Origin of the sequence: Clostridium sp. UBA7339, assembly GCF_002470865.1 — a bacterium.
Taxonomy (GTDB): domain Bacteria; phylum Bacillota; class Clostridia; order Clostridiales; family Clostridiaceae; genus Clostridium_J; species Clostridium_J sulfidigenes.
The window spans coordinates 1067439-1093695 of record NZ_DKPI01000006.1; the positions used below are offsets into that span (position 1 = coordinate 1067439).

The 26257-nt window shown below is 32.4% G+C and carries 23 protein-coding genes; 1 reads left to right on the forward strand and 22 read right to left on the reverse strand.

Annotated elements, in window-relative coordinates; all coding sequences use genetic code 11:
- Window positions 1–288 precede the first annotated feature (288 nt).
- The 13 genes from groL to B2S02_RS08450 form a co-directional block, all read right to left on the reverse strand.
- Entirely contained in the window at window positions 289–1917 is a 1629-nt protein-coding gene (gene groL, locus B2S02_RS08390) for a chaperonin GroEL (protein ID WP_346847189.1), read from the reverse strand.
- Between the two features lie 81 nt (window positions 1918–1998).
- Window positions 1999–2283 (reverse strand): co-chaperone GroES, encoded by a 285-nt coding sequence (gene groES / locus B2S02_RS08395; RefSeq protein WP_035130475.1) that lies wholly within the window; start codon window positions 2281–2283, stop codon window positions 1999–2001.
- 194 nt (window positions 2284–2477) lie between these two features.
- Window positions 2478–3194 carry a TVP38/TMEM64 family protein gene (locus B2S02_RS08400; protein WP_346847188.1) on the reverse strand — a complete coding sequence of 239 codons (717 nt, stop codon included), beginning with the start codon at window positions 3192–3194 and terminating at the stop codon, window positions 2478–2480.
- A 57-nt stretch (window positions 3195–3251) separates the two neighbouring features.
- A complete protein-coding gene (locus tag B2S02_RS08405; protein WP_346847187.1) occupies window positions 3252–4133 on the reverse strand; it encodes a DNA-3-methyladenine glycosylase in 882 nt (293 codons plus the stop codon).
- Between the two features lie 94 nt (window positions 4134–4227).
- Window positions 4228–4638 carry a C-GCAxxG-C-C family (seleno)protein gene (locus B2S02_RS08410; RefSeq protein ID WP_346878424.1) on the reverse strand — a complete coding sequence of 137 codons (411 nt, stop codon included), beginning with the start codon at window positions 4636–4638 and terminating at the stop codon, window positions 4228–4230.
- 225 nt (window positions 4639–4863) lie between these two features.
- Window positions 4864–6246 carry an NADPH-dependent glutamate synthase gene (gene gltA, locus B2S02_RS08415; protein WP_346847185.1) on the reverse strand — a complete coding sequence of 461 codons (1383 nt, stop codon included), beginning with the start codon at window positions 6244–6246 and terminating at the stop codon, window positions 4864–4866.
- Window positions 6246–7109, reverse strand: a complete 864-nt coding sequence (locus tag B2S02_RS08420) for a sulfide/dihydroorotate dehydrogenase-like FAD/NAD-binding protein (protein ID WP_035130488.1) — start codon at window positions 7107–7109, stop codon at window positions 6246–6248. The genes gltA and B2S02_RS08420 overlap by 1 nt, the downstream gene beginning before the upstream one ends.
- Window positions 7110–7708: 599 nt before the next feature.
- The gene (locus B2S02_RS08425; protein ID WP_346847184.1) at window positions 7709–8557 is read right to left on the reverse strand and encodes a 3-hydroxybutyryl-CoA dehydrogenase; all 849 of its coding nucleotides are present in this window, start codon (window positions 8555–8557) and stop codon (window positions 7709–7711) included.
- A gap of 263 nt (window positions 8558–8820) precedes the next feature.
- Window positions 8821–9828 carry an FAD-binding protein gene (locus B2S02_RS08430; protein ID WP_150845320.1) on the reverse strand — a complete coding sequence of 336 codons (1008 nt, stop codon included), beginning with the start codon at window positions 9826–9828 and terminating at the stop codon, window positions 8821–8823.
- A gap of 24 nt (window positions 9829–9852) precedes the next feature.
- Entirely contained in the window at window positions 9853–10638 is a 786-nt protein-coding gene (locus B2S02_RS08435) for an electron transfer flavoprotein subunit beta/FixA family protein (protein ID WP_035130493.1), read from the reverse strand.
- A 13-nt stretch (window positions 10639–10651) separates the two neighbouring features.
- Entirely contained in the window at window positions 10652–11791 is a 1140-nt protein-coding gene (locus B2S02_RS08440; RefSeq protein ID WP_346847183.1) for an acyl-CoA dehydrogenase, read from the reverse strand.
- A gap of 36 nt (window positions 11792–11827) precedes the next feature.
- Window positions 11828–12607: a short-chain-enoyl-CoA hydratase gene (locus B2S02_RS08445; protein WP_035130499.1), complete on the reverse strand. Its 780-nt coding sequence runs from the start codon at window positions 12605–12607 to the stop codon at window positions 11828–11830.
- 244 nt (window positions 12608–12851) lie between these two features.
- A complete protein-coding gene (locus tag B2S02_RS08450; protein ID WP_035130502.1) occupies window positions 12852–13502 on the reverse strand; it encodes a redox-sensing transcriptional repressor Rex in 651 nt (216 codons plus the stop codon).
- Between the two features lie 448 nt (window positions 13503–13950).
- Between B2S02_RS08450 and B2S02_RS08455 the strand changes: the two genes are divergently transcribed.
- The gene (locus tag B2S02_RS08455) at window positions 13951–15864 is read left to right on the forward strand and encodes an ABC-F family ATP-binding cassette domain-containing protein (protein WP_346920553.1); all 1914 of its coding nucleotides are present in this window, start codon (window positions 13951–13953) and stop codon (window positions 15862–15864) included.
- 115 nt (window positions 15865–15979) lie between these two features.
- Here B2S02_RS08455 and pdxT read toward each other — a convergent pair whose 3' ends face one another.
- From pdxT to B2S02_RS08500, 9 genes are all read right to left on the reverse strand, one after another.
- Window positions 15980–16600, reverse strand: coding sequence for a pyridoxal 5'-phosphate synthase glutaminase subunit PdxT (gene pdxT, locus B2S02_RS08460; RefSeq protein WP_346847181.1), 621 nt, complete (start codon window positions 16598–16600; stop codon window positions 15980–15982).
- On the reverse strand, window positions 16569–17447 hold the full coding sequence (gene pdxS, locus B2S02_RS08465) for a pyridoxal 5'-phosphate synthase lyase subunit PdxS (protein WP_346878422.1): 879 nt from the start codon (window positions 17445–17447) through the stop codon (window positions 16569–16571). Before pdxS ends, pdxT begins: the two co-directional genes overlap by 32 nt.
- Window positions 17448–18044: 597 nt before the next feature.
- Window positions 18045–18833 (reverse strand): OAM dimerization domain-containing protein, encoded by a 789-nt coding sequence (locus B2S02_RS08470; RefSeq protein ID WP_346847179.1) that lies wholly within the window; start codon window positions 18831–18833, stop codon window positions 18045–18047.
- Window positions 18833–20389, reverse strand: coding sequence for a lysine 5,6-aminomutase subunit alpha (locus B2S02_RS08475; RefSeq protein ID WP_346920554.1), 1557 nt, complete (start codon window positions 20387–20389; stop codon window positions 18833–18835). Before B2S02_RS08475 ends, B2S02_RS08470 begins: the two co-directional genes overlap by 1 nt.
- On the reverse strand, window positions 20379–21857 hold the full coding sequence (locus B2S02_RS08480) for a MutS-related protein (RefSeq protein WP_035130514.1): 1479 nt from the start codon (window positions 21855–21857) through the stop codon (window positions 20379–20381). The genes B2S02_RS08475 and B2S02_RS08480 overlap by 11 nt, the downstream gene beginning before the upstream one ends.
- 1 nt (window position 21858) lies before the next feature.
- Window positions 21859–22884: a hypothetical protein gene (locus tag B2S02_RS08485; protein ID WP_035130517.1), complete on the reverse strand. Its 1026-nt coding sequence runs from the start codon at window positions 22882–22884 to the stop codon at window positions 21859–21861.
- A 22-nt stretch (window positions 22885–22906) separates the two neighbouring features.
- A complete protein-coding gene (gene ablA / locus B2S02_RS08490) occupies window positions 22907–24157 on the reverse strand; it encodes a lysine 2,3-aminomutase (RefSeq protein ID WP_035130520.1) in 1251 nt (416 codons plus the stop codon).
- A gap of 71 nt (window positions 24158–24228) precedes the next feature.
- Entirely contained in the window at window positions 24229–25266 is a 1038-nt protein-coding gene (locus B2S02_RS08495) for an L-erythro-3,5-diaminohexanoate dehydrogenase (RefSeq protein WP_035130522.1), read from the reverse strand.
- Window positions 25267–25376: 110 nt separating this feature from the next.
- Window positions 25377–26201, reverse strand: coding sequence for a 3-keto-5-aminohexanoate cleavage protein (locus B2S02_RS08500; protein WP_150845313.1), 825 nt, complete (start codon window positions 26199–26201; stop codon window positions 25377–25379).
- Window positions 26202–26257 lie beyond the last annotated feature (56 nt).

A 26257-nucleotide genomic window follows, 5' to 3' on the forward strand; every position in this document is an offset into this window, starting at 1 on the left:
TATACAAATTTATTTTACATTTATATAAATTTGTTTTATTGTTGTATAAATTTATAAATGTTAAACATATTATACTATATTATGTATTATATTTCTATATACTTTCCTTGTTATGTGTTATTTTATTACATCTCTCCTTAAAATCCACTATTTTAAAGGTTTTTATAGACTTTGTAGATAATTAAATTGATAAAATTTGGAGAGAATTTATGTGAACATTAATTATGGATGTAAAAAAGACTTCCATGAAAACTTCATGAAAGTCTTAATTTTATTTAATATTTAATTTTAGTACATTCCGTCCATTCCCATTCCTGGTGCACCTGGCATTGGAACTGGGTTCTTTTCTGGAATATCAACAACAGCAGCTTCTGTTGTTAAGAATGTTGATGCTACAGATGCAGCATTTTGAAGTGCACTTCTTGTAACCTTAGTTGGGTCAACTATTCCAGCTTTAATCATATCTACATATTCAGCATTTAATGCATCATAGCCTATTTCTGTAGCTGAATTTCTAACTCTTTCAACTACTACTGAAGCTTCTGCACCAGCATTTGTAGCTATTTGTCTTAATGGCTCTTCAAGAGCTCTTCTTACAATGTTAATACCTACTTGGATTTCTGAAACCTCTGAAGTTAGTTTAGCAACTGCTTCTATTGCATTGATATAAACAGTTCCACCACCTGCAACGATACCTTCTTCAACTGCAGCTTTTGTAGCAGCAAGAGCATCTTCAATTCTTAATTTCTTTTCTTTTAATTCAGTTTCAGTAGCAGCACCAACTTTTATTACTGCAACTCCACCAGCAAGTTTTGCAAGTCTTTCATTTAATTTTTCTTTATCAAATTCAGAAGTTGTATCTTCCATTTGTTTCTTAATTTGATTTACTCTAGATGCTATATTTTCTTTTGCACCTTTTCCATTTACGATAACAGTGTTTTCTTTAGTAACTTTAACACTATCAGCTCTTCCTAACATTTCAATAGTTGCATCTTTAATGTCGTGTCCTAATTCTTCTGAAATTACTGTACCACCTGTAAGTATTGCTATATCTTCAAGCATTTCTTTTCTTCTATCACCAAAGCCTGGAGCTTTAACAGCAACACATGTAAATGTTCCTCTTAATTTATTAACTACTAAAGTAGCTATTGCTTCACCTTCAACATCTTCAGCAATTATTAAAAGTTTTTTACCTTGTTGTACTATTTGCTCAAGAATTGGAAGTAATTCTTGGATGTTAGATATTTTCTTATCAGTTATTAAAATGTATGGATTATCAAGTACAGATTCCATCTTATCTGTGTCAGTTACCATATATGCACTTAAATATCCTCTATCAAATTGCATACCTTCAACAACATCAAGTTCAGTTCCCATTGTTTTAGACTCTTCTACAGCTATAACACCTTCGTTACCTACTTTATCCATTGCTGTAGCTATTAGAGCTCCAACTTCCTCGTCTGCTGCTGATATAGCTGCAACTCTTGCTATGTCTTCTTTTCCATCTACTTGTCTAGAGTATTTTTTTATTTCTTCAACTGCTGTATCTACAGCCATTCTTATACCATTTCTAAGTAACATTGGGTTTGAACCAGCTGTTACATTCTTAAGTCCTTCTCTTATGATAGCTTGAGCAAGTACTGTAGCAGTTGTAGTTCCATCTCCAGCTACATCGTTTGTTTTGTTTGCAACTTCTTTTACAAGTTGTGCTCCCATATTCTCATATGCATCTTCAAGTTCTATTTCTCTAGCTATTGTAACACCATCATTTGTTATAAGTGGTGAACCAAATTTTTTATCTAATATAACGTTTCTTCCCTTTGGTCCTAAAGTTACCTTAACTGTATCTGCAAGTACATCTACACCTCTTTGCATAGCTCTTCTTGATTCTTCTCCGAATAAAATACTTTTAGCCATATTCATTTACCTCCTATGATATGTGAATTTCTTAGCTTATCATTAAAATTATTTTTCTTTACACTTATTAAGATATATTACTTATTCTAATATTGCTAATATATCTTCTTGCTTTAATATAATATATTCTTGTCCTTGTAATTTAACTTCTGTGCCTGCAAATTTAGAAAATAATATCTTATCTCCTATTTTCACTTCCATCTTAATTTCTCTTCCATGAGAATAAGTTCCTGGACCTACTGCAACGACTTCTGCCTCTTGTGGTTTTTCTTTTGCAGTACCTGCTAGAACTATTCCTCCTTTAGTTATTTCCTCAGATTCTAATCTTTTGATTACAACTCTGTCGCCTAATGGTCTGATATTCATAAAAAACCCTCCTATTGTTAATTATTTATATAATTTTTTTATTTATCTTTATTTATTAGCACTCACGACTATTGAGTGCTAACTACAATATAATAATATATAATTATTATTTTATAAGCAAATCTTTTATTTTAATAGAACCTGGTAAAATAAGCGAATATATTAAAATATCTCACTCATGGTAATATTTTCTCTTATTTTCTCTTATTTTTACCTTTATGCTTTAACGCTCTATGGAAAAAGTCTATAATGCTATGTCCTTTAAGTATTCCGACTAAAAATAAGACTCCTGATATTACTCCTATAATTATCATAGACACATAGTCCCCTCTATGTATACCGTGGCCAAACATGGCAGATGTGATTATCCATGGTAATCTACCAGCAGAAGAATATAATATAAAATCCCTTAGAGTTACATTGGATATACCAGCTACATAAACTAATATATCTTTAGGTATTCCAGGTATAAAGTATATTACAAAGATAACTATATTATTACTTCCAGCATCTAATATCCTCTTTATCTTAGTTAAATTATTTTTTTCAATAAGCTTATTTATATACTTTTTCCCAAATAATTTAGCTATAAAATAAGCAACTATACTTCCAAGAATTATACCTACCGCAGAGGCAATTCCTCCTACTAAAGGTCCGAATATATATCCCCCTGCTACTTGAACTACTTCTCCTGGTATAAAGAATATTATTACTTGTATCATTTGTAGCACTATAAAGGCAATTATACTATAACTACCAAAGGATAGTATTAATTTTTTTAATTCTTCAGGATCTCTGAATACAGTGAATTTCTTGGAAAATTCCCAATATGCTATTAATAATACTACTATAACTATAGTCCATATTACTCCATTTATTACATACTTTTTTATCTTATTTTTATTCTCCATACCTTTCCCACCTTGTATACCCTTAGTTTATGTTCTATATATCAACATATTTCTAACTTAATCTATTTTTATATTGTTTTCTCTTGCATAATAAAATAAGTATTGTTGTGCAAATCCAGATAAACTACCAAACTTCTCTCTTGCAAACTGCCTTATTTTAGGCAATGATACATCTGGTGCCACATAAAAGAATTGCATTGCTCTTTTTACCCATACATCCACTGGAAATGCTGAGTATTTCCCCATAGAAAATAGCATTATGCAATCAGCTACCTTAGGCCCTACTCCATTAAAATTTTTAAGACCCTCATGACATCCATCATCATCACTTTGTTTTATTGCATTTAAATCGTAGGTACCACTACTCAAATCTTCTAGTGCCTTATATATATACTTAGCCCTAAATCCAACCCCTAAAGCTTCTATATCTTCTACTGTAGCTCTTCTAAACTCCTCTAAGGTTGGAAAAGCATAATATGTATTTCCCTTGTACTTTATAGATTTGCCAAATGCTTTACTTATATTCTCTATAGCTCTTTTTATCATAGGAATTCTATTATTTGCAGATATAATAAAAGATATTAGCATTTCAAAGGGGTCTTGCTGTAGTATTCTTATTCCTACACCAAATTCTACTGCTTTTTTTAAAAGTTCATCCTTCTCAAATTCTTCTTTTATAGCTGAATAGTCCCTTTCTAGATCAAAGTAATTTAGCCATATGTCATTAAAATCCTTTAAATCCGTGTTATATATAATTACATCATTATCCCTTTTCTCAATTTCAATAACTCTTCCAAAGGCTACACCTATATAATTATTATTATCTTGTCTGTTCCATCTAAAACATTGTCCACAATCGAAAATATGGGGAAGTTCAAAATTCTTTACATCCTTTAATATAACTTTTCCACTTTCTTCAATAACTTCTTTAAAGTCCATCCATATCAACCTCCTTTAAATAACACTTATGGGATGCTAGTTTAAAAATAGTGCTAAGGATATTCTCAGCACTAAGTTTTAAAATTATTCTCAATTACTGTTTATTTCTCTCTCTTGTTACTATGTTGTCTAATATAACTGCACCTTTTTCTACTATATTAAGACATCTTATTTCATCATTTCTATATAATTCCTTTAATTTATCACAATTTAGTGAATTACATTCTTTATTAAAGTTTTCAATGAATTCTTGAGTAAGGGTTTTTACATAATCACTTTCATGGGCCCTTTCCTTTGTAAATAAAATACCTAAAGCAGAAATTGCTCCTGTGATAACTCCACAAATGGATTCTACACCCATTCCCCCACCGAAAGCAGCCATGGTTTTAAAAGTTTCTTTACTTAAGTTTAAACCATATTCTTCATTAGCAGCATATAGCATAGTCTCTGCACAGTTTAAATCATATTCTTCTCCATAATATTTTTTTACTACATCTAATAACATATTTATACACCCTACTTTCCTATTAATTAGTCCTAATCTTCAGAGAAGCTAAGAACTCTGTTTATTATATTTTTAGTCATAAATCTATGACTCCAAAAATTTCTTTAAATATATTAGAAATCTACTAGTTTTCAGTTTCATTATACTATATTTATCATATAAAAAAGCCATATTTTAAAGAATTTCACATAACTTTAAAATATGGCTTGATTTTTTGAAAATGCCTTATTTACTTAATTGCTCATCAATAGCTTTAGCAGCTTTTTTACCAGCTTCCATAGCAAGTATAACTGTAGCTGCACCTGTTACAGCATCTCCACCAGCATATACTTTTTCTTTTGAAGTAAGTCCTGTTTCTTCCTCTGCAACTATGCATTTATATTTATTAGTTTCTAAGCCTTTAGTTGTAGCTGGAATTAATGGGTTTGGTGAAGTTCCTAGTGACATGATAACAGTGTCACAGTCTAATGTAAACTCAGAACCTTCTATTACTTGTGGTCTTCTTCTTCCAGATGCATCTGGCTCTCCAAGTTCCATTCTTACACATTTCATTCCTTTAACCCAACCATTTTCATCCCCAAGGATTTCTGTAGGATTAACTAATAAATCAAGGATAACTCCTTCTTCTTTAGCGTGATGTACTTCTTCTACTCTAGCTGGAAGTTCAGCTTCACTTCTTCTATAAACTATATGTGTTTCTGAACCTAGTCTTAAAGCTGTTCTAGCAGCGTCCATAGCAACGTTACCGCCACCAACTACTGCAACGCATTTACCAGATTTAATTGGAGTAGCATACTCATCTTTAAATGCTTTCATTAAGTTATTTCTAGTTAAGAATTCATTTGCTGAGAATACTCCATTTAAGTTTTCTCCTGGAATTCCCATAAACTTAGGAAGTCCTGCTCCTGATCCTATAAATACAGCTTCAAATTTCTCATCATTCATTAATTCATCTATTGTAACTGTTCTACCAACAACTACATTTGTTTCTATTTTAACTCCTAATTTTCTTAGGTTGTTTACTTCATGTTTAACAACAGTATCCTTTGGTAATCTAAACTCAGGAATTCCATAAAGTAAAACTCCACCTGGCTCATGTAAAGCTTCAAATACAGTTACATCGTAACCCATTTTAGCAAGCTCCCCAGCGCAAGTTATTCCTGATGGGCCTGAACCAATTACAGCAACTTTTTTATTTTTCTTTTCAATCTCTTTAGTCAAATCCACATTGTTATTTCTTGACCAATCTGCTACAAATCTTTCTAATTTACCTATAGCTACTGCCTCACCTTTTATTCCAAGAACACATTTGCTTTCACATTGTAATTCTTGAGGACAAACTCTTCCACATACTGCTGGAAGTGCTGTATATTTATCTAAAGCCTTTGCAGCTTGTGCAAATTCTTTTTCTTTTACATGATGAATAAACTCTGGTATATCTATTGCAACTGGACATTTAGATACACATGGTTTGTTTTTACAATTTAAACATCTAGAAGCTTCTTGAACTGCTTCTTCTTCAGTGTAACCAAGACAAACTTCTTGAAAGTTAGTTGCTCTTACCTTTGGATCTTGTTCTTGTATTGGAGTTCTTTTCATTCTATCCATTAGTTATTTCCTCCTACTTTGCATCCTTTTTGTATAGAATCCTTTTGTATTTCTTCTGTCTTATACATAGTTGTTCTTTTTAATGCTTCATCGAAGTTTACTTTATGTCCATCAAATTCTGGTCCATCAACACAAGCAAATTTAGTTTCTCCATCAACAGTTATTCTACAAGCACCACACATACCTGTTCCATCAACCATGATTGGGTTCATACTAACTATTGTTTTTATACCTAATTCTTCTGTTAATTTACATACAAATTTCATCATTATCATTGGTCCTATAGCAATTACTGTATCATATTTATTGCCTTCTTCAACCAAAGATTTTAATCTATTAGTAACCATTCCTTTAAATCCATAGCTACCATCATCAGTTGCTACATAAACATTGTCTGCAACATTTTTCATATCTTCTTCTAAAATAACCATTTCTTTATTTTTAAATCCCATGATTACGTCAGCTTTAATTCCGTTTTCATGTAACCATTTTACTTGAGGATATACTGGTGCAGCTCCAACTCCACCTGATATAAACATTATTTTTTCATTTTTTAGCTTATCTTTGTCTTCTTCTAAAAGTTCAGAAGGCATCCCTAAAGGTCCAACAAAGTCAAAGAAAGAATCCCCTTCTTCATATTGTTCCATAGCTTTTGTAGTACATCCAATTGTTTGTACAACTATTGATACTGTTCCATTTTCTACATCTGTGTCACATACTGTTAAAGGTACTCTCTCACCCTTTTCATCCATTCTTATTATAATGAATTGACCTGGACGAGCTGATTTAGCTACTCTTGGAGCTAAAATCTTCATCATAAATATTGAAGGTGCCAAAATTTTCTTTTCAACAATTTTATACATAGTACTTTCCTCCGTATTTTAAACATATTTTGTTTTTATATGAATTTAATATTTCACCATTTTAATTCATATCCTTTGCCAAATATAATATTATACTATTTTCATTGAAATTTATATATGAACATTAGATATTTATTTAACATAGTGGCTACAAACGCAAAAATAAACAGCGCAATAATGATAGGATTCTTTACCACATTACACTTGTCCAATAAACTAACTTAAATCTCCATATATCCTTAAATAATACGACTTAAATCCTTTACATGAATATACATTGTGTCGGTTACACTTATATTTTATAATTTTATTTAATTATAGTCAACCATATAGTAAATTAAATATTATAAATTTTCAAGCAAATAAATCCATTTTTTATAAACATCCTCTTGAATTCCAGTTATTCTTTCAAACTTCTGGTGATTCCATTTAAACTATACTCCTTTTATTTTTAAAAATCTACAATAAATTATAAAATGCATTGTTATAATTTTATCTATCTTTTATTTTTTTAATTATATTTAATTTATTTTCACATAAAGAAAAGAGTAAAGATAAATTATTCTTTACTCTTTTGCTGTAATATTTTTATGATATTATTATTTACTATAATCGAAGAATCCTTTTCCAGTTTTTCTTCCTAATTGTCCAGCTCTAACGAATTTTCTAAGTAGGCTGTGTGCTCTGTATTTTGAATCTCCAGTTTCTTTATATAATACATCCATGATTGCTAAGCAAACATCTAGTCCAATTAAGTCACCTAAAGCAAGAGGTCCCATTGGATGATTTGCTCCAAGCATCATAGCTTTATCTATATCTGCAGCACTTGCAATACCTTCTGCATAGATGCAAACAGCTTCATTTATCATAGGTACTAAAATTCTGTTTACTACAAATCCTGGAGCTTCTTCTACTTGAACTGGCTCCTTAGATATGTTAATAACTAATTCATGCATTACATCATATGTTTCTTGTGATGTTCCCATTCCTTTTATGATTTCTACAAGTTTCATAACTGGAGCTGGATTAAAGAAGTGTAGTCCTATAACTTTATCAACTCTCTTTGTAGCAGTAGCAATTTCAGTTATAGAAAGTGAAGATGTATTTGTAGCCAGGATTGCTTCTGGTTTACAGATTTCATCTAATTCTTTGAATATTTGTTTTTTGATTTCCATATTTTCTACTGCAGCTTCTATTATTAAATCTACATCATCTAATAAGCTTAATTCTGTAGTTCCACTAACTCTTGATAAAATTTCTTCTGCTTGTTCTTCTGTTATTTTACCTTTTGTAGCAAGTTTTTTAATATTTTTTTCTATCATTCCAAGACCTTTTTGTACGAATTCATCCTTTATATCTCTAACTATTACCTCATATCCTTTAGCGGCAAAAGCTTGAGCTATTCCTGATCCCATTGTACCTGCGCCTAAAACACATATCTTTTTCATATTAAACACTCCTAACATAATTTTGTATTATGGATTATAGACTATTACAAATCTATATTACCACATTTTTATATATTTATATTTATATTTATATTTATCAAAAATAACTCAATAAATATAAATATATGTATACAATTTTCAACGAAATTAGACTTTTATTCAATATTTAACAAATGAGGGGTATATACATCTCCGTATATCCCCTCATCTTATGTTAATTAGTGTACTATAAAATTCAATTAATCTAAAGTCTTATAAATTTACTATTTGTTCATCTCTTTATATTGAGCTATCATTTCTGGAATAACTTTAGCAAAGTCTCCTACTAAAGCTACGTCAGCAGCTTTCATAATTGGAGCATCTGAATCTTTGTTAATAGCTATGATGTAGTTAGAATCTTGCATTCCAGCTAAGTGTTGGATTGCTCCAGAGATTCCGCAAGCTATATATATAGTAGGTCTTACAGTTTTTCCTGTTTGTCCTACTTGAACTGCTTTTTCTACCCAGCCATTATCAACAGCTGCTCTTGATCCAGCTAAAGTTCCTCCCATTACGTCTGCAAGTTCTTGAAGTAAAGCGAAGTTTTCTTTACAGCCAACTCCTCTTCCTCCTGAAACTACGATATCAGCTTCAGTAATGTCTACCATTTCTTTTACTGATTTAACAACTTCTATAGTTTCTGTTCTTATATCAGAAGCTGATAATTGAACGTCAAATTTTTCAACTTGGAAAGTTCTGTTTTCATCTTTAGCTAACTTTTCGAAAACTCCAGGTCTTACTGTAGACATTTGTGGTCTATGATCTCCACAAACGATTGTAGCCATTAGGTTTCCACCGAAAGCTGGTCTTGTCATTAATAAGTTGTTAGTTTCTGCATCTACATCTAGAGATGTACAGTCAGCTGTAAGACCTGTTGAAAGTCTTCCTGCAACTCTTGGTCCTAAATCTCTTCCAATGAAGCTAGCTCCAATGAATAGGATTTCTGGTTTTTTAGCATTTACAACTTCGTTTATAACTTTTGTATATCCATCAGTTGAATAGTGAGTTAGTAACTCATTGTCGCATACTAATACTTTATCTGCTCCAAAAGCTCCTAATTCTTTAGTCATTTCTTCTATATTTTTATGTCCAAGTAATAATGCTGTAAGTTCTACTCCTAACTTGTCAGCTATTTCTCTTCCTTTTCCTAATAATTCTAAAGCAACCTTTTGTAATTCTCCGTCTCTTTGCTCTGCAAAGACCCATACACCTTTATAATCTGCTATATTCATGGTAATTTCCTCCTTAACTATATCTTAGATGAAGTGTTTTTCTTTTAGTTTTGAAAGCGCAATTGAAGCTGCTTCTTTTGGTGATACTTCAAATATTTCACCTTGTCCTTTAGCTTCTTTAGTCATTGATTTTTTAACCTTTGTAGGTGATCCTTTAAGACCAAGTAGGTTAACATCAACGTTAATGTCTGCTACAGTCCATACTTTAACTTCTTTTTCTTTAGCCATTGCGAATATGTTTTTAATGTTCATATATCTTGGCACGTTTAAAGTTTCGATTGCAGTTAATAGAACTGGAGTGTTAACTCTGATATTTTCATATCCATCTTCCCAAGCTCTTCTTACGTTTAATACGCCTTCTTTTTCTTGGCTAACTGCTTCAACATAAGTTATTTGAGGCATTCCTAAGTGTTCAGCAATTTCTGGTCCAACTTGTGCAGTATCTCCATCAATCGCTTGTCTTCCAGCGAATATTATATCATAATCTAAGTTTTTAATAGCTGCAGCTAAAGCGTGAGATGTAGCTAATGTATCAGCTCCAGCGAAAGCTCTATCTGTAACTAGTATAGCTTCGTCTGCTCCCATTGCTAATGCTTCTTCTAAAGCTACTTTTGCTTGTGGAGGTCCCATTGTTATAACAGTTACGTGTCCACCATAAGTATCTTTTAATTGTAAAGCTCCTTCTAAAGCGTTTTTGTCATCTGGGTTTATTATTGAAGGAACACCATCTCTTATAAGAGTTCCTGTTTTTGGATCTATTTTAACTTCATTTGTATCTGGTACTTGTTTTACACAAACAACTATTTTCATCTTTCACTACCTCCTATTTCAATATGCTTCCTGCGATAACCATTCTTTGAACTTGAGAAGTTCCTTCGTAGATTTCAGTTATCTTAGCATCTCTCATCATTCTTTCAACTGGATATTCTTTAGTGTATCCATATCCACCAAATAATTGAACAGCCTTAGTTGTAACATCCATAGCTACTTCTGAAGCATATAATTTAGCTCTAGCAGCTTCTACTGAGTATGGCATACCCATATCTTTTTTGTATGCAGCTTTGTATACTAAAAGTCTAGCAGCTTCTATTTGAACATCCATATCAGCAACCATCCATTGAAGTCCTTGGAATGCTGCTATTGATTTTCCGAATTGTTTTCTTTCTTTCATGTAAGCAACAGCTTCATCTAAAGCTCCTTGAGCTAGTCCTAAAGCTTGAGCTGCTATACCAATTCTTCCTCCATCAAGAGTTTGCATTGCAACAGCAAATCCTTTTCCTTCTTTTCCAAGTAAGTTTTCTTTTGGAACTATGCAGTTTTCAAATACTAATTCAGTAGTAGATGATGCTCTTATTCCTAACTTCTCTTCAACTTTTCCTATTGAGAATCCAGGGAAATCCTTTTCAACTATGAAAGCAGATATTCCTCTAGTTCCTTTTGATTTATCAGTCATTGCAAATACTACGAAGATATCAGCAACTCCACCGTTAGTTATGAATATTTTTGAACCGTTTAATACGTAGTGATCTCCTTCAAGTACAGCTGTTGTTTGTTGTCCAGCAGCATCAGTACCTGCGTTTGGCTCAGTAAGACCAAATGCACCTAGTTTTTCACCCTTTGCAAGTGGTGTTAAATATTTTTCTTTTTGCTCTTGAGTACCAAATTGGTATATTGGTGCTCCACATAAAGAAGTGTGTGCAGAAACTATAACTCCTGTAGTTCCGCAAACTTTAGAAAGTTCTTCTACAGTCATAGCATAAGATACGTTGTTTCCACCTGCTCCACCGAATTCAGTTGGGAATGGAATTCCTAACATGTTGTATCTAGCCATTTGCTCTACGTTTTCCATTGGGAATCTTTCTGTAACATCTATTTCAGCTGCTATAGGTTTTACTTCATTAATAGCAAACTCCCTTACCATTTGCTTTACAAGTTCTTGTTCCTTAGTTAATGAAAAATTCATTATAATACCTCCTACTTATACGATTATCTATTTCGATTATCTATTCTTAAAATTCTTGTCTCTCTTTTCAACAAAAGCTGTCATACCTTCTTTTTGGTCTTCAGTAGCAAAACACATTCCAAATGCTTCAGCTTCATATAATACTGCACTATCAATATCCATTTGCAAGCCTCTATTGATAGCCGCTTTACATTGGCTTATAGCTATAGGAGCATTCTTAGCTATTTTATTAGCCATAGCTTTTGCTTCATCTAAAAGTGTCTCTGGTTCTACTACCTTGTTTACTAATCCAATTCTTAAAGCTTCTTCAGCATTGATCATGTCACAAGTGTAAATTAATTCTTTTGCAATTCCTTCACCTACAAGTCTTGATAACCTTTGAGTTCCGCCAAACCCAGGAGTTATTCCAAGCCCTGCTTCTGGTTGTGCAAACTTAGCTTTAACTGATGCAATTCTAATATCGCAAGCCATTGCAAGTTCACATCCACCACCTAATGCAAAACCATTAACTGCAGCTATAACAGGTTTTTCAAGTTTTTCAATTTTTCTAAAAACCCCATTCCCAAGAATACCAAATTCTTTACCTTCTATAGCATTCATTTCTTTCATTTCTGAAATATCAGCTCCAGCAACGAAAGCTTTACCTTCTCCTGTAAGAATAACTGCATAAATTTCTTTATCCCCAGAAATTTCTTGGATAACACAATCAATTTCTTTTAAAGTTTCTGTGTTTAAAGCATTTAATGCTTTAGGTCTGTTTAGTTTAACCAAAGCCACATTTCCTTCTTTTTCCAAGACTATGTTCTTATAATCCATGTTCAAAATCCCCCATGCAATTTTTCAGGTGTTAGCCGCCATAAATCGTTATTAATTTAACAAAAATAGTGATTAAGGTTCTAATACCTTAATCACTATTATAGACTGTTTATAATTCTTTTTCAACCTAATTTATATTTTATTTATGTTTTTTAATGAATCTTTTTACTTAATTCATATAATTAAATTCAAAAAATTCCTGACAATACAAATTTTAAGAAATTCGTATTGTCTTTTTTTAGTATTATAGGAATTCTTCTTCTTTTTCACGCTCATTTAATAAGTAACTTAAAGTCATTAAACTTTCATTAAGATGTACATTCTCTACAATAACATCTTCGCTAACCTTTAGATCTATAGGTGCAAAATTCCATATTCCCTTTACGCCATTCTTTGTTACCACATCTGCTACCCCTTGAGCTCTATTTTTAGGCACACAAATTATGGCTATGTTAATCTTTTCTCTCTGTAAGAAACCATCTAACTCATCCATATCTCTAATTTCAATATCTCTTATTTTAAGTCCAATAAGTTTTACATTTACATCAAAAATACCTTTAAGATTAAATGCCATCTTATCAAAGGTTGTATAATTGGCAATTGCTTGACCTATATTTCCAGCTCCAATTATTACAGTGTTATACTCTTTATTAAGGCCTAATATAACAGAGATTTGATATAATAATTCTTTAACATTATATCCATACCCTTGTTGACCAAAATCTCCAAAACAATTTAAATCCTGTCTTATTTGTGAAGCTGTAAACCCAATTCTTTCACTTAGTTCTTTAGAGGATATTCTATCAACTTCATTTTTATCTAATTCGCGCAAATATCTGTAGTATTTAGGTAGCCTTTTTATTACAGCCATAGAAATGCTTCTTTTCTTCTCCACCTCTTATCAACTCCTTATTTATATTCTTTATATATTTCTTATTTATTCTTTCTGCCTTTTATTTTCATGCTTTTTCATACTATAATTCTCTATTAAATATTATTTAAAATAACTATTCTGATCTCATATTCAACGTAGGTTTTATTCATATAGATATTATACTATATTACCATTGATTTGTTATATATTTTTTAATAAATAAACTATAATGCTATATTGTACATTTAAAATACTTTATTGTATATATAAATTATAAATTTTTTTAACTTTTTATCATAAATAATATATAAGATCTCATAAACTTAATTTTTATGCCAATTTTACTTTTCTTTGTATTATATATAACAATGTTTCCTATTACTCACAATACCCATTCCTCCACTGTACTATACAAATTATTTTAAATTTCTAACTTTCATGTTAAAATGCTAGTAGGACGGTGAAATAAATGGTAGTTTTAAGTTGTAAAAATATAAGTAAATACTTCGGAATAGATATGATTTTAAAAGATATTACCTTCAACATAAATGAAGGTGAAAAAATAGGATTAATAGGTGCTAATGGTGCAGGTAAATCAACCCTATTTAAAATTTTAACCAACCAAATGGAATATGATAGTGGTGAGCTATATATAGATAAATCAAAGGAACTTGGATATCTTTCTCAAAACCTTTCTCTAGATTCAGATAAAACCATATATACTGAACTTCTTTCTGTGTTTAAGTCACTGATAGATATGGAGGAAAGATTACACAATTTAGAAGAGAAGATGAAGGAACCTTATGATGCTGCTAAAGAAGATTATCACAATAAGATTATACGTGATTATACTACTTTAACAGAGGTTTACGAAAATCGTGGTGGATACACTTATAAAGGTGAAATTAGTCGTGTACTTAAAGGCCTAGGCTTTACAGAAGTTGATTTTGATAAATCCATATCTATATTAAGCGGTGGTCAAAAGACTAGAGTTGCTTTATGTAAGCTCCTTCTTAGAAAACCTGAAATTTTGCTTCTAGACGAACCTACAAACCATCTTGACCTTGATGCAATAGAATGGTTAGAGAACTACCTTAAAGAGATTAAAGGCACAATTATAGTAATTTCCCACGATAGATTCTTCTTAGATGCTATCACCAATAAAACTATAGAACTAATAGGTGGAACTGCACAGTGCTATAACGGAAATTATACAGCCTTTATCGACCTTAAAGAGAAAAATAAAGAAGTGATGCAGAAGGCTTACGACCTTCAACAAGCAGAGATTAAAAGACAAGAAGAAATCATAACTAAGTATAAGTCCTTTAATCGTGAGAAAAGTATAAGAGCTGCTGAAAGTCGCCAAAAGGCCTTAGATAAGATAGAAAGAATAGAAGCACCTATCAAAGATGCAAAGGCTTCAAAAATAAAGTTTGAAACACAAATTAAAAGTGGTAATGATGTTCTTTATGTAGAAAATTTAAGTAAAAGTTTTGGTGAAAAACTTCTATTTGAAGGTTTAAATATGGATATTAAACGTGAAGAAAAAATTGCTCTTATAGGTGAAAACGGTCGTGGTAAAACTACTTTATTTAGAATAATCATGGATAAAATACCTTCAGATAATGGGATTAAGGTATTAGGTAAAAACGTATTTGTTGGATATTACGATCAAGAGCAATCTAATTTAAACTTTAATAAAACTATTTTAGATGAGGTATGGGATGATTTTCCTCATATGACTACCACTGAGATACGATCGGCTCTTGCAGCCTTCTTATTTACAGGGGATGACGTATTTAAGTCCATATCTACCCTTAGTGGTGGAGAGAAATGTAGAATTAATTTACTAAAACTAATGCTTTCTAAAGCTAATTTTCTTCTTCTAGATGAACCTACAAACCACTTAGATATTGTCTCTCGCGAGGCCTTAGAAGATGCAATCTTAAACTATGATGGCACAATAATTCTCATATCCCACGATAGATACTTCTTAAATAAAATTATAAACAAAATCTTTGAACTTAATGAAGATGGAGTGAAGGAATACTTAGGCAACTATTCCTATTACGTAGAGAAAAAGAAAAACCCGTTAAGGTTTGAGGATATAGAGGAAGGTTCAGGGATTACTAAGACTCAGTTAAAGCTAGATAAAAAGAAAAAACGTGAAGCTGAAAAAGCTGAAAAAGAAAAAGCTAATATTCTTAAAAACATTGAAAATAAAATAGCAGCTACTGAGGAATCTCTTGAAGGGCTTCAAGGGCAGCTATGCCTTGAAGAAGTCTATTCAAACCCTGAAAAAAGCATAGAAATAAATAAAGAAATACAAAAAACTGAAGAAAAACTTCAAAGCCTATATGATCAATGGGAAGAACTAGCTTAGGAACTTCTTCAAAATAAATTAAACTAAATAAATGCTGAGGATGCACTTATATTATTAAAGCACATCCTCAGCATTTTATATAAGATTAATGATTTATTTTGCAAAAGCTCATTATTTATTTTAATCTATCTTTGCACATGTTGTAAAAATACTTATGCATTGATAAGTCCTTTGTTAACTCTGGATGAAATGATGTTGCTAGCATATTGTTTTCTCTGCATGCTATTATTTTTTCATCTAGTTTACATAGCACCTTTACCCCTTCATGCACTTTTTCAACGTAAGGAGCTCTTATAAATACTAGAGGTATTTTTTCTTCACTGACAACTTCCACTATTTCATCTGTTATAAAGCTGTCTAATTGAGAGCCATAGGCATTTCTTCTTACCTCTATACCCATAACACCTAAATGGTTGTAATCACTTCCTAGGATGGATTTAGCGAGAATTATCATACCTGCACAGGTTCCCCATACTGGCATCCCACTTTCAATTTTGCTTTTTAGTGGAGATAGCATCTGAAAATCCCTTAATAGTTTTCCTATGGTAGTACTTTCTCCTCCTGGAATTATAAGGCCATCTATATCCTCTAGGTCCTTCACATTCTTCACTCTTAAAGCTGTGGCTCCACTTATATTATTAATCTTATCTACATGTTCTTTTACAGCTCCTTGTAAATCTAGTACACCTATAGTTATCATGGTACTACCATCCTCTTGATGCATATAATTTGCCATCTGGTATATCCTTAGTATTTATACTGTCCATAGGTTCTCCTAAATCCTCAGAAACTTGTGATAAGATTTCAGGATTATTATAGTTTGCTACAGCATGAACTATAGCTTTAGCTCTTTTTTCTGGGTCTGCTGATTTAAATATACCAGAACCAACGAAAACTCCATCACTTCCAAGTTGCATCATTAAAGCTGCATCAGCTGGGGTAGCTACTCCACCGGCAGCAAAGTTAACTACTGGTAGTCTTCCATGGTTGTGAACATAAACTATTAAGTCATATGGTGCACCCATTTCTTTAGCTATAGTCATAAGCTCTTCCTTCGGTGTGTTTTGTACTTTTCTTATTTCACTCATCATAGTTCTCATATGTCTTACAGCTTCTACAACATCTCCAGTACCAGCTTCTCCTTTAGTTCTTATCATGGAAGCTCCCTCACCTATTCTTCTTAGTGCTTCTCCTAGGTTTCTAGCTCCACATACAAAAGGTACATTAAATCCTTTTTTATCTATGTGAAATAAATCATCCGCTGGAGTTAATACTTCACTTTCATCTATATAATCAATCTTAAAGGCTTCTAATATTTGTGCCTCTACAAAATGACCTATTCTCACCTTTGCCATTACTGGAATAGATACAGCTTCTTGAATTTCTTTTATCATCTTAGGATCTGACATTCTAGCAACGCCACCTTGCTTTCTAATATCAGAAGGCACACGTTCCAAAGCCATTACAGCAACCGCTCCTGCTTTCTCTGCAATTATAGCTTCCTCAGCATTAACTACATCCATTATTACTCCACCCTTTAGCATTTCTGCTAGGTTTTTGTTTAACTCTGATCTTGTATTCATTTATATTCCCCCTACAGTATAGTACAAAATTGTATGTATATTTTGTATCTATTCATTTAATCTTTACAATACAATTATTCCATAAACGTCATATTAAATCAATACAATTTGATAAATATTAGTATTTTGTATTATTTGTATGGGTATAATATAACTATATATCTATCTATGTATAAAAACATTTAAATAGATTCATAGTTAAATAGTTATTGTATTTATAAGGAAACTCCTTCTCATATTCATTTTCAATTTAGGAACTCCTTTTCACATACGTTCTAAGGAGTAAGTTCGAACTACTAAATCAAAGATTTAGATTCTCACTTATTTTTACTTAGCCAAATCGTAGATTTGGAGTGGTGTCACTAACGTGACTTTTCGCTTTGCTCTCGAGGAAACTCCTTCTCATATTCATTCGAATGAGTATTTTTTACTTAGCCAAATCGTAGATTTGGAGTAAAAAATAAAGTAGAATGAATTTCTTCATTCTACTTATATACCCTATAATTTTATTTCACGTAACCCTTTTAGTTTTTATCCCTATAAACTAAATATATATATAAACATTAAACTAGACTTTTAAACATTAAACTTTTTAAATTAAACTAACTTTCTTTCAACTATTTCAGTTACTGCAAAGCTAGCAACGTCATCTGCATATTTTCCTGGTCCGAATCCTGCATCGTATCCTAATTCTTTAGCAAGTTCGTGAGTTATTCTTGGACCACCACAGATTAATACAACTTTATCTCTTAAACCTTCTGCCTCTAATAACTCTACAAGGTTAGTAAGGTTTTGGATGTGTACATCCTTTTGTGTAACTGTTTGAGATACTAGAAGAACGTCAGCTTTTAGCTCGATAGCTTTCTTAACGAACTCTTCGTTTTCTACTTGGCTTCCTAGGTTGTAAGCTTCGATACCTTTGTATCTTTCAAGACCATAGTGACCAGCGAAACCTTTCATGTTCATTATAGCATCGATTCCAACTGTGTGAGCGTCTGTTCCTGTTGAAGCTCCTATGATAACTACATCTCTTCCGATGTGCTCTTCAATGTATTCTCCAACTTCTGACATAGACATAGTATCTACTTCTACAGTTTGAACATGAATTTCTTCATAGTTAACAGTATGAGTTAATGAACCATATACTACATAGAATGTAAACTCTTTATCTAATGATCCGTGATGAGCAACGTTTGGATCTTTAAGTCCCATTGATTTTGCAAGTTGAATAGCAGCTTCTATTCCTCTTTCATCATCTTTAACTGGTAAAGTAAGACTCACTTGAACCTTTCCATCGTTCATAGTATCTCCGTAAGGTTTAAGTTTAGTTAGATCTAAATTAGTATCGTAATCTCTAACTTCTGTTGAATATAATCCACCACTCATTATCTGTTTCCTCCTAACATTAAATCTATAAATGGGTTGAAGTAATTAGCTTCCTTCTCAACAACTCCATCTAATCCTTTTCCTCCGTTTAGAGGTCTCTTAATACCTGCAAATTTACCTTGCTCTAAAGTACTGAATAAACCTTGTTTTTCTATTACAGATAATAGATCAGCAGCTTTTCCTAGAACTTCATCAACTCTTGTTTCCATTATTCCACCTTTTTTGAAAGTGATTTCAGAACCAAGGTCTTTCATTGTATGGAATATATATTGTGCATTATCAATAGATAGTGCTCTATCACTCATAAATGGAGTGTGTATAGCTTCTGTTAACATTCCTAATAAGTGTAATTTTTGGCTAGTCATTATTGTAACCATGTTAAATAATGCATCTTGTACTTGACCCTTGAATATATCTCCAGTCATGAACTTAGTTGGAGGCATGTATTTTAGTGGTGCTTTAGGGAATATTTCTCTAGCCATTTGTGCTTGAGCAAGCTCATATAGGAATCCATTTTCAACATTTGGATTTATTTCAAATGCGTGTCCTAGACCCATTTGCTCTTCTGGAAGTCCTGCAACTAAAGCAAATTGCTCATTGATGAATTGAGAAGCAAGCACTGTGTGAGCTTCTTCAACAGCATCAGCAGTTGTTAAGTAGTTATCTTCACCAGTGTTGATTATAACTCCTGCAAAACCATTGATTACTCTTGAGAAATATTGGTCAACTATAGTTCTTTGCATGTTGATATCTCTGAAAAGAATTCCGTATAATGCATCGTTAAGCATTACGTCAAGTCTTTCCATAGCTCCCATAGCAGCTATTTCTGGCATACATAATCCTGAACAGTAGTTACATAATCTGATGTATCTTCCTAATTCTTCTCCAACTTCATCTAAAGCTGATCTCATAAGTCTAAAGTTTTCTTGAGTTGCAAAAGTTCCTCCGAATCCTTCAGTTGTTACTCCGTATGGAACGTAGTCAAGTAAGCTTTGTCCTGTTGTTCTAATAACAGCTATAACGTCTGCACCTTGTTTTGCAGCAGCTTTAGCTTGAATTATATCTTCATAGATATTTCCTGTAGCAACGATAACATAAAGGTATGGACCTGTTTTATCGCCGAATTTTTCAAGGTAAGCTTCTCTCTCGCCTCTGTTAGCTTTGATTGTAGCTACCATGTTTTTAGCAACTTTTTCAACTGCCATTTTTATTTCAAACATATCTTTCATAGGTAGTTTAGTTAAATCTAATTCATTTTTAGCTACTTTTTCTGCTATTTCTTGTGGAGTTAATCCAGTGTTAACCATAGCATTACCTACTAATACAGCAACTCCAACAGATAATCCGTTTCCAGCTTTAATGTTTTCTACAACTACGTTTGGTAGTGGTACTCCAAATTCATCTACGCCATCTATACCTAATAATCTACATACAGTTCTTTCTACAGCTACTGTAGTATGTCTGTCTATGAACTTTTGAGTGTCTTGAGCTATATTCTTTGATGATTCTCTAGCTTTAGCAACTAGATTTAAATCTAAATTTAATTTACTTTCCATTGTACTCCTCCTCATAATATGTTTTCGCTATATTCACTATGTCTTTTTCTAATCCTAATAGCATCGCTATATTTAGCGCATCCTTAGGTACTTGATTTGTCTTAGATACTCTTTCAAGTTTATATTCCATATGCTCTTGGATAATTTCAACTGAATGAGTCTTATTAAGATCAATCTTATATTTTAGTTTCTCAAAGTCTATATTTTTTAGTCCTACAACTTGATAATGAACCATAGGTTCTTCTACCACACCATCATAATGGGTAGATATTATGCTAGCAGTGTTAAATTTTTGTAGATAATTTGCAAGAGATTTTACAAGGTAATATCCTTCTTTAGGGTTTGTTCCCCTAGCGAACTCATCAAGAGCTACAAATCCATCTCCACGTTTTACACACTCTACCACTTCTTTTAATTTAATTATCTCAGCTCCAAAAGTACTCAATCCCTTAGATATAGATTGCATATCGTCTGAAACAAAATGAATAAAATCTAATACTGGATAAGTTGCTTTTTTTGCAAATACAAAGAAGCCCAATTGTCCAAGAAATAGGTTTAAAACAATAGTCTTTAATGCTACACTCTTTCCTCCCATATTAGCTCCAGTTATCACCGTAGTTCCTCCATGAAGCTGTATATTAACAGGAGAGAATGCTTTTCCTTTTTTCTTAAGGATCGCTTCAATTTCAGGATTTATTCCATCCTCTATATCAATATTCATCTCTTTAACTATGTTAGGTTTAACACAATTGTATTTAATAGCAATGCTTGCCTTTGCCATTAATAAATCTAAAATACCTACCACTTTTAAATTTTCTGATATATATCTACTAAAGGAGGACAATTTAGAAGTAAGTTCTTTTCTAATATGTAACTCTTCTTCTTCCTCTTGAATAACAATATCTAATCGCTCTTGTTTTAACTTTTCAATAAGACCTTCATCATTGCAAGAAAAAATTGCTTTTTCCTTTTCACCTTTTAGTTTTCTTATCTGAGAAAGTTTTTCACTATATTCTTCATAAATATAGAATGTAGATAAACGTTTTTTACTTGGGTCTAATATATCTATTACTTCTTCTAGGGAATGAAGCTTAATTTTACCTACAGATAAATTAATATTATCTAAGACTAATTTAAGCTCTTCCAAAAGCATAGATACATATTTAACCTCATAAAGTTCAACTTCATCTAATATTTCTACCTTCTCTGCTCTTCTTAATGTATTTCTTATATCTTTAATCTTGTGTAGAAGTCTTACTATATCGTTAAACTCATCATGATATTCATTCATATGACCTATCATCAGCTCAACGTTAGTAAGCTCTTCTACCAATTTATCATACTCATTAATTCTAAAAGGCTTTATCAGCTTCTTTTCCTCAGTACCATAAGGAGTTATTATACCAAGCTCATCCATGATAAAGGAAAACCCTATTTGAGCCCTTTGTTCATTATCTAAAAACTTCATATTATTTCCCCCCTAATACATCAAATACTGGAACATTGACAGCTTCTCTAAGACCTTTTAAGAATTCATCCTTTGGAAATTCATATCCATAAGGTGATTTTGGATTTGAAGTTATGCAAACCACAGTTATCTTATTTAGGACCTTTATGACTCCACCTTGCCTATGGAATCTATAAAGGCTTTCACTACTAATAAATAGCTTAGTACCATCTTCCACAAGAAAAGTTATATCTTTATATAGGTTAGTAGAAGTCATGATATTTTTAATAAGTTTGTCAGAAACTGCACCTTTAATAACTACATGGGATACTTGTTCACTCAAAGCTTCTACAATTTCTTTTGAAGCTTCTAGGGCAGTTAAAACCTCTAGTACTTTATAGGTACCATCCTTATAAATGATGCCTACAATTCCTGAATCACATATTTTTGTTGCGACATTTAAAATAGACCTATCTTGCTCATGGGGTAAACTTAATAGATCCATAGTATGTTTTGTCTCACTTATGACGGTCTTCATACTTCTTGATAGAGCGGCTCCTGTAGATAACACTGTAGCTTCTGTTATGGCGGGTGAAGCAAAGGTCTTTCTACTTAAAGCTCCATCTACTATTACAAGATCACACTGAAGACTTAATAATTGATCTTTTATATTGGTCATATATGAATTCACGGAAGGTCCTCCTAAATCCACATAACCATCACTTAAGGCTTTACAAATAACAACTTCTCCCATAGGAGTATTTATTCCTGTAGTTCTTACAATCTCTCTTGTGAAATCACTATTTAAAAGACATTGTTTGGCTGTAGCAATCACAGTCCCCTTTTCAATATATATCTTAGGTTTCTCTGTAGCCGTAACCCTGTCTAACTCTTCACCATCTCTCCCTATAGAAGTTAGGCCAAGGGACACAGAGCCCCTAGCCTCCTTCAAGATATGGTTTAAAGTTGTAGTTTTTCCCACATTTTTATTCATACCTATAATAGATACACTTTTATATGGTTTCAATAACTTTAAAATTTCATTCATTAAGATCACTTCTAACTATATTCTAGTGAGCGTGTCTTTCGTTTCTTTCTAATCCTGTTGGTTCTAAAGCAAGTTTTTCACCGTTTAATAATCCAGCAACTCCAACTTTATGAACTGATTTCTTACCTGTACAAACATCACAAGTACATCCTGGAGTGTAGTTTGTTGGCTCAGAGTAAGTAGTTATAACTCCTTCAAAGTTTCTAAGTATTACTTTGTCATGGCTTTGAGAAATTACATAGTTTGGCATAACTGGAGTTTTTCCACCGCCGCCTGGAGCGTCAACAACGAATGTTGGTACGCAGTATCCAGAAGTATGTCCTCTTAACCCTTCAATGATTTCGATACCTTTAGAAACTGGAGTTCTGAAGTGCTCTAGTCCTAATGATAAGTCACATTGATAGATGTAGTAAGGTCTAACTCTGATTTTAACTAAATCGTTAACTAATTGTTTCATTGTGTGAACACAGTCATTTACTCCTCTTAGAAGTACTGATTGGTTTCCTAGTGGTATACCAGCATTAGCCATTCTCTCACATGCAGCTTTAGACTCTTCTGTGATTTCGTTTGGATGGTTAAAGTGAGTATTTAACCAGATTGGGTGGTATTTCTTTAACATATTTACAAGGCCATCAGTAATTCTTTGTGGCATAACTACTGGTGTTCTTGAACCAATTCTGATTATTTCTACGTGTGGTATTGCTCTTAATTTGCTGATGATGTACTCAAGTACTGAATCGTCAACTAGTAAAGCATCTCCACCTGATAATAGAACGTCTCTGATTACTGGTGTTTTGCTGATATAATCTATAGCTTTATCTATTCTTTCCATTGGCATGCAGTCATCGCTTTGTCCTGCAAATCTTCTTCTTGTGCAGTGTCTGCAGTACATAGAGCATTGGTCAGTTATAAGAAGTAATACTCTATCTGGATATCTATGAGTTAATCCAGGTACTGGAGAATCTGTATCTTCGTGTAGTGGGTCTTCTAAATCTGCAGCAGATTTATGAGCTTCTAATCCTGTTGGGATAGCTTGTAATCTTACTGGGTCATTAGCATTGTTTGGATCGATTAATGATAAGTAGTAAGGAGTTATAGCCATTCTTAAAGTTTCAAGACATTTTTTAGCTCCTTCTTCTTCTTCTGGAGTTAATGGAATATACTTCTTTAATTCATCTAAAGTTTCTATTCTGTTTTTTGTTTGCCATTTCCAGTCAAACCATTGTTCATCTGTAACGTTTGGAAATAATTCTTTTCTACGAGTTGTATTCATTAATTGTTACCCCCTATAATTTCACATTTATATATATTAATTTTATTAATTAATCAATTATAATCTACGGATTAAACGTATAATTCTTGGAATATAGCTCTTAGAGTTTCGTTTTCTCTTAACTCTTGTAATGTTATTTCAGCATGTCCTTTAGTATATCCGTTTCCTACTATCATAGTTACGTCTTTACCTACACCCTCAGCTCCTAAAGCAGCTTTAGTGAATGCTGTAGCCATTGAGAAGAAGTAAACTATACCGTCATCTTTAACTGGTAATATAGTTGACATTTCTGTGTTTTGAACGTTAACTATGTTGATAGATACATCAACTTCTTCGCCGTTGTTGTTAGCTAAAGCTAAGTTCATTACGTCGATAGCTTTAGTAGCATCTCCGATAACTATTTTCATGTTTAAGTTTAATCTTCTTAATCTTGCAGCTTCTTCTTCGTTTCTAACTAAACCAATAACGTTTCCTGTTGGTCCAACTCTTTTAACTGCTTCGTAGCAACATAACATTCCTGATTTTCCTGCTGCTCCTAATAAAAGAACTGATTGTCCTGGTCTAACTAATTTAGCAACTTGAGCTGGAGCTCCTGCTACGTCTAGTGCAGCTAGTGCTAAAGTTTCTTCCATATCTTCTGGAAGTTTAGCATATAATCCGCTTTCGAATAATATTGCTTGACCTTTAATTTCTACTCTATCGATGTCTGGTTTAATATCGATGATTTCTTCTATTTTAAGTGGAGTTAATGAAAGAGATACTAATGTAGAGATTTTGTCTCCAACTTTAAGATCAGTTTTTCCTTCTAATGCAGCTCCTATTTTAGCTATTTTTCCGATAAGCATTCCGCCTGAACCAGTTACAGGGTTTTGCATTTTTCCTCTTTCTCCAACGATTTCAAGGATTTTTGCTTTTATTTTTTCTACGTCATGTCCAGCTTCTTCTTCTATTTGTGTAAAGCTTGCTGAGTCAACGTTTAAAGCTTGAACGTCGATAAGTATTTCATTATCATATATTTCCATTGTATTGTCTATTTTTAAAGCTGGTTGTGGTAATACTCCTGCTGGTGTTATTACTCTGTGAGTTCCATATTTACATCCTTTTTTCATTAAAAACACTCCTTTTTACTTTAGTCTCAATAAATTTTTTCTACTTAATTATTGTTTATTATATTTTTAATCTTATACGTTAAAAATAGCTTCTTATATTATGCTTCAAATTATAAAGCTTTAAGTCCTAATATTTCTCTTGCTTCTGCTGGAGTTGCAATTTCTCTTCCTAATTCTTTAGCTATTCTTACAGCTTTTTCAACTAGATCAGCATTGCTTTCTGCCATAACACCTTTTGATAGGTATACGTTATCTTCAAATCCAACTCTTACATGTCCACCTTCTATCATAGACATTGCAGCTAATGGGAATTCATTTCTGCCTATTCCTGATACTGTGTAAGTGCTTCCTGCTGGAATACTTTCTTTCATAAATACAAAGTCTCTCATTCCAGCACTTATTCCACCATTAACTCCCATAACGAAGTTGAAGTGCATTGGTGCTTTTATAAATCCTTTTTTATGAAGTCTGATGGCCATGTCAATCATACCTTTATCGAATACTTCGATTTCTGGCTTAACGTTTAACTGGATCATCTTCTCCCCGAATTCTTTGATTGTGTTCTCTGTATTAACAAATATTTCGTCTCCACCAAAGTTACAAGTTCCACAGTCTAATGTTGCCATTTCTGGACTTAAATCAACTGGTTGAAGTCTTTCTTCATTGCTCATTCCTACAGCACCACCAGTAGATGGTTGAATGATAACATCTGGACATCTTCTTCTTATTTCAGCCATACAAGCTTCAAATCTATCTTTGTCTTGAGTTGGAGTACCATCATCTTTTCTAACATGAAGGTGAATTATACTAGCTCCAGCTTTATAACATTTTTCTGCCTCTTGACCAATTTCTTCTACTGTGTAAGGAACATTTGGATTTTGCTCTTTAGTAACCTCTGCACCACAAATAGCTGCAGCAATTATTAACTTTTCCATTTAAAATCCTCCTATATAGTTAATTTTTTAACAATGTTTCTGCAAGAATTCTTGCA

Bases quoted from the DNA above. Each gene is read 5' to 3' on its own strand.
- groL (WP_346847189.1), bottom strand. From the start codon at position 1,917: ATGGCTAAAAGTATTTTATTCGGAGAAGAATCAAGAAGAGCTATGCAA.
- groES (WP_035130475.1), bottom strand. From the start codon at position 2,283: ATGAATATCAGACCATTAGGCGACAGAGTTGTAATCAAAAGATTAGAA.
- B2S02_RS08400 (WP_346847188.1), bottom strand. From the start codon at position 3,194: ATGGAGAATAAAAATAAGATAAAAAAGTATGTAATAAATGGAGTAATA.
- B2S02_RS08405 (WP_346847187.1), bottom strand. From the start codon at position 4,133: ATGGACTTTAAAGAAGTTATTGAAGAAAGTGGAAAAGTTATATTAAAG.
- B2S02_RS08410 (WP_346878424.1), bottom strand. From the start codon at position 4,638: ATGTTATTAGATGTAGTAAAAAAATATTATGGAGAAGAATATGATTTA.
- gltA (WP_346847185.1), bottom strand. From the start codon at position 6,246: ATGGATAGAATGAAAAGAACTCCAATACAAGAACAAGATCCAAAGGTA.
- B2S02_RS08420 (WP_035130488.1), bottom strand. From the start codon at position 7,109: ATGTATAAAATTGTTGAAAAGAAAATTTTGGCACCTTCAATATTTATG.
- B2S02_RS08425 (WP_346847184.1), bottom strand. From the start codon at position 8,557: ATGAAAAAGATATGTGTTTTAGGCGCAGGTACAATGGGATCAGGAATA.
- B2S02_RS08430 (WP_150845320.1), bottom strand. From the start codon at position 9,828: ATGAATATAGCAGATTATAAAGGTGTATGGGTCTTTGCAGAGCAAAGA.
- B2S02_RS08435 (WP_035130493.1), bottom strand. From the start codon at position 10,638: ATGAAAATAGTTGTTTGTGTAAAACAAGTACCAGATACAAATGAAGTT.
- B2S02_RS08440 (WP_346847183.1), bottom strand. From the start codon at position 11,791: ATGAATTTTTCATTAACTAAGGAACAAGAACTTGTAAAGCAAATGGTA.
- B2S02_RS08445 (WP_035130499.1), bottom strand. From the start codon at position 12,607: ATGGATTATAAGAACATAGTCTTGGAAAAAGAAGGAAATGTGGCTTTG.
- B2S02_RS08455 (WP_346920553.1), top strand. From the start codon at position 13,951: ATGGTAGTTTTAAGTTGTAAAAATATAAGTAAATACTTCGGAATAGAT.
- pdxT (WP_346847181.1), bottom strand. From the start codon at position 16,600: ATGGCAAATTATATGCATCAAGAGGATGGTAGTACCATGATAACTATA.
- pdxS (WP_346878422.1), bottom strand. From the start codon at position 17,447: ATGAATACAAGATCAGAGTTAAACAAAAACCTAGCAGAAATGCTAAAG.
- B2S02_RS08470 (WP_346847179.1), bottom strand. From the start codon at position 18,833: ATGAGTGGTGGATTATATTCAACAGAAGTTAGAGATTACGATACTAAT.
- B2S02_RS08475 (WP_346920554.1), bottom strand. From the start codon at position 20,389: ATGGAAAGTAAATTAAATTTAGATTTAAATCTAGTTGCTAAAGCTAGA.
- B2S02_RS08480 (WP_035130514.1), bottom strand. From the start codon at position 21,857: ATGAAGTTTTTAGATAATGAACAAAGGGCTCAAATAGGGTTTTCCTTT.
- B2S02_RS08485 (WP_035130517.1), bottom strand. From the start codon at position 22,884: ATGAATGAAATTTTAAAGTTATTGAAACCATATAAAAGTGTATCTATT.
- ablA (WP_035130520.1), bottom strand. From the start codon at position 24,157: ATGAATACAACTCGTAGAAAAGAATTATTTCCAAACGTTACAGATGAA.
- B2S02_RS08495 (WP_035130522.1), bottom strand. From the start codon at position 25,266: ATGAAAAAAGGATGTAAATATGGAACTCACAGAGTAATAACACCAGCA.
- B2S02_RS08500 (WP_150845313.1), bottom strand. From the start codon at position 26,201: ATGGAAAAGTTAATAATTGCTGCAGCTATTTGTGGTGCAGAGGTTACT.